This is a genomic window from Pseudonocardia sp. KRD291 (assembly GCF_019263595.1).
Lineage (GTDB): Bacteria > Actinomycetota > Actinomycetes > Mycobacteriales > Pseudonocardiaceae > Pseudonocardia.
Genome location: NZ_JADQDD010000428.1, coordinates 1 through 3,684, shown reverse-complemented (window position 1 = coordinate 3,684; position 3,684 = coordinate 1). Strand labels below are relative to the sequence as shown.

Below are 3,684 nucleotides of genomic sequence, written 5' to 3'. Positions count from 1 at the left end.
CCGCCCGGGACGCGGTCGCGCAGGGGTCCGGAACGGGTCCGCCCGCGGGCGCGACCTGCACGGTCAGCGACGAGTCCTGCGAGGTCGCGACGTGCAGCGAGCACGACGGGTCCCCCTCCGGCGTGGTGACGACGGTCGGCAGGCCGTCCAGCTCACCGACCTGGAACGCCCGGTAGAGGTCGCGGGCCCGGTACATCGCGCCGAGCCCGGCGCCGTGCACGTCGGCACGCAGCAGGAACGCCCGCTCCCGGCCGGTCCACGAGCAGCCCGACCCGGTCGTCGCCGGCTCCGCGCCTGCGGTGTCGACGAGGTCGGGGCCCAGCAGCTCGGTCGAGGGGTGGCAGGCGTCCGACGGCGGTGTGGTCACCGCGGGCACCGGGACGTCCGGCGGCGCGGGCGCCGGGGTGCAGGCCGCGGCGAAGACCGCCCCCACCACGGCGACCGCCACACGGACCGGCCGGTGCGTCACACCGGTACCGCGCCGCTCTCCTCGGCCTGCTCGTAGGCACGCAGCTGCTCCTGCAGCGCCGCGATCACCGCGAGGAGCCGGGCCTGCCGGTCACTGATCGAGGCCCGGGCCTGCTCGGTCATGCCGACCAGCTGCCGGTACATGTTCAGCGACACCTCGTCCTGACCCGGCGGGGGCGCGCCGGCGGCGGCGTCGAGCTCCATCGCCGAGCGCGAGAGCCGGGCGACCATGTCCTGCAACGAGGCGATCAGTGCCCGGAGCCGCTCCGGGTCGAGGCGGTAGCCGGCGGGGGCGGGAGCGTCCATGCCGGGCACCGTGTCACCCGGGCGGCCCGGGGGCGGGCCGTCGCCGGGAACCGTTCGCGGGCGCACACTGCCCAGGGGTTACAGCGAGCGGACGCGCACCCGGACCAGGGAGTCCTGCACGAACGTCAGCCACTGGTAGACGCCCAGGTGCGGGCCGCGCGGGTCGTCCTCGGGCAGCTGCTCGGGCATCTGCTCGTCGACGTCGAGCGCGGTGCCCAGCGCGAGCCGGACGTCGTTGAGCGCGGCCAGCCAGGAGTCGACCTGGTCGACGTCGAGCTCGACCCGCCCGCCGGCCTCGGGCAGCGTGTCCAGCACCAGCTTCGCCGCGGCGTCCTTGGCCTCGATCAGCTCCGGCTCGTGCAGCGAGCGCAGGCCGCTCGCCAGGTCGGAGTCCTCGGAGGTGAAGTCGGGCAGCAGGCGCGCCAGCACCCGGTCGGTGGGCCGGCTGGTCGGGCCGGTGCGGATCCCGGTCAGGGCGGCCAGCTCGTCCTCGGGCTGCTGCGCGGCGCGGTTGCCCAGCATCTGCCGGACCTCGGTGAACAGCCCGCGCAGCACGCCGGCCTCCTCGCCGGAGAAGCCACTGACGTACCGCACGCGCGTCCCGCGACCGGTGCGCTTCCAGCTGTTCATCCCGACCCCCTCACGAACGCCACCTGCTCACGAGCGCTGCATGGTGGCCCACAGGCCCGCCGCATGCAGCTTCGCCACGTCCGCCTCGATCTTGTCCTTGTCCCCGGACGAGACCGCCGCACGCCCCTTGTGGTGCACGTCGAGCATCAGTGCGGTGGCCTTGGGCTCCGGATAGGCGAACACCTTCTGCAGCACGTAGGTCACATACGACATCAGGTTGACCGGGTCGTTCCAGACGATGGCCTGCCACGGGGTGTCCGAGGCGGCGGCTTCGTCGACGCCCGGGTCCACCTGCTCGGTGGGCGACGGTGACGGCGCGGACATGGTGTCCATGGTGTCACGGGCCCGCGCGGGCCCGGCACCGCGCATAAGCTCGGCAACCATGAACGGGCACAGCAGCGGAACGGCGCTGCTCACCGACCGGTACGAGCTCACGATGGTCGCCGCGGCACTGGCCGACGGCACCGCCGAGCGGCGCTGCGTGTTCGAGCTGTTCGCGCGCCGGCTGCCGGACGGGCGCCGCTACGGCGTCGTCGCCGGAACCGGCCGGCTGCTCGAGGCGCTCGAGCGGTTCCGGTTCGGCGCGGCGGACCTCGAGCTGCTCGCCGGGGTGGTGGACCCGGCGACGCTGGACTGGCTGCGCGACTACCGCTTCACCGGCGACGTGGACGGCTACCCGGAGGGCGAGCTGTACTTCCCCGGCTCACCGATTCTCACCGTCACCGGCACGTTCGCCGACGCGGTCATCCTGGAGACGCTCGCGCTCTCGATCTACAACCACGACTGCGCGATCGCCTCCGCCGCGGCCCGGATGGTCGGCGCCGCCGCCGGCCGTCCGATGATCGAGATGGGGTCGCGGCGCACGCACGAGGAGGCCGCCGTCGCCGCGGCGCGCGCGGCCTACCTGGCCGGCTTCTCCGCCACCTCGAACCTCGCGGCCGGACAGCGCCACGGCATCCCGACCGCCGGCACCGCCGCGCACTCCTGGATCCTGCTGCACGACGACGAGCTCTCCGCCTTCCGCAGCCAGGTCGCCTCGATGGGGGTGGGTACCACCCTGCTGGTGGACACGATCGACATCCGGACCGGGATCGAGAACGCGATCGCCGCCGCCGGCACCGACCTCCACGCGGTCCGGATCGACTCCGGCGACCTCGGCGAGCTGGCCCGCCAGGCCCGCGACCAGCTCGACGGCCTGGGCGCGACCACCACCCGGATCGTGCTCTCCGGTGACCTCGACGAGTACGCGATCGCCTCGCTGCGCGCCGAGCCGGTCGACTCCTACGGCGTCGGGACCTCGGTCGTCACCGGCTCCGGCGCCCCCACCGGCGGGATGGTCTACAAGCTCGTCGAGGTCGACGGGCGCCCGGTCGCCAAGCGCAGCGCGTCCAAGGAGTCCAAGGGCGGGCGCAAGTCGGCGCTGCGCCGCTACAAGCCGACCGGGACCGCCGTCGAGGAGGTCGTGTACCGGGCCGAGCACCCGCTCCCGGCCGGGCCGCACGACGTCGTGCTGCCGGTGCCGATGGTGCGCGGCGGGAAGGTGGTGCCGGAGGCCGCCGACCTGGAGGGCGCCCGGGAGCGGCTGCGCGCGGCGCTGGTGTCGGTGCCGTGGGAGGGGCTCAAGCTCTCCCGCGGCGAGCCGGCGATCCCGACCACGTTCCACCTGGAGGTCCCGAAGTGAGCAGCGGGTCCGGGCGCAGGGCACTGATCGTCGTCGACGTCCAGAACGACTTCTGCGAGGGCGGCTCGCTGGCCGTCGAGGGCGGCGCCGCCGTTGCGGCCGGGATCGGCGCGCTGGCCGCGGGCGGGGGCTACGACCACGTGGTGGCCACCCGGGACGTGCACGTCGACCCGGGCGGGCATTTCAGCGACACCCCGGACTTCGCCACGTCCTGGCCGCCGCACTGCCGCGCCGGGACGCCGGGGGCCTCGTTCCACCCCGCGCTCGACGTCGCGCCGATCGAGGCGGTGTTCGACAAGGGCGCCTACACCAGCGCCTACTCCGGCTTCGAGGGCTCCCACCGCGGGGAGACCGGCACCCCGCTCGGTGACTGGCTCGACGCCCGCGGCGTGGACACCGTCGACGTCGTCGGCCTGGCCACCGACCACTGCGTGCGCGCCACCGCCCTGGACGCCGCCCGGCACGGCCTGACCACGACGGTCCTGCTGGCCCACTGCGCCGGAGTCGCCGAAAACACCACCGCAGCCGCCCTGAACGAGCTACACACCGCAGGCGTCACCACGCGCTGACCCCGCCCCCGCCCCGACCCCACACCATGC

Annotated in this window: 6 protein-coding genes; 2 read left to right on the top strand and 4 right to left on the bottom strand. The window is 74.5% G+C overall.

Annotated elements, in window-relative coordinates:
• From I4I78_RS31195 to clpS, 4 genes are all read right to left on the bottom strand, one after another.
• A partial coding sequence (locus I4I78_RS31195) for a DUF3558 domain-containing protein (RefSeq protein WP_218615100.1) occupies window positions 1-469 on the bottom strand: 469 nt, incomplete at its 3' end.
• A complete protein-coding gene (locus I4I78_RS31190) occupies window positions 466-774 on the bottom strand; it encodes a PE domain-containing protein (RefSeq protein ID WP_218615099.1) in 309 nt (102 codons plus the stop codon). The genes I4I78_RS31195 and I4I78_RS31190, both read right to left, overlap by 4 nt.
• A gap of 78 nt (window positions 775-852) precedes the next feature.
• Window positions 853-1,404 (bottom strand): DUF2017 domain-containing protein, encoded by a 552-nt coding sequence (locus tag I4I78_RS31185; protein WP_218615098.1) that lies wholly within the window; start codon window positions 1,402-1,404, stop codon window positions 853-855.
• A gap of 27 nt (window positions 1,405-1,431) precedes the next feature.
• Window positions 1,432-1,728 (bottom strand): ATP-dependent Clp protease adapter ClpS, encoded by a 297-nt coding sequence (clpS, locus tag I4I78_RS31180; RefSeq protein ID WP_218615097.1) that lies wholly within the window; start codon window positions 1,726-1,728, stop codon window positions 1,432-1,434.
• A 58-nt stretch (window positions 1,729-1,786) separates the two neighbouring features.
• Here clpS and I4I78_RS31175 point away from each other — a divergent pair, with 58 nt between their 5' ends.
• Both I4I78_RS31175 and I4I78_RS31170 read left to right on the top strand, forming a co-directional pair.
• The gene (locus I4I78_RS31175) at window positions 1,787-3,085 is read left to right on the top strand and encodes a nicotinate phosphoribosyltransferase (RefSeq protein WP_218615096.1); all 1,299 of its coding nucleotides are present in this window, start codon (window positions 1,787-1,789) and stop codon (window positions 3,083-3,085) included.
• Window positions 3,082-3,654 carry an isochorismatase family protein gene (locus tag I4I78_RS31170; RefSeq protein ID WP_218615095.1) on the top strand — a complete coding sequence of 191 codons (573 nt, stop codon included), beginning with the start codon at window positions 3,082-3,084 and terminating at the stop codon, window positions 3,652-3,654. Before I4I78_RS31175 ends, I4I78_RS31170 begins: the two co-directional genes overlap by 4 nt.
• Window positions 3,655-3,684 lie beyond the last annotated feature (30 nt).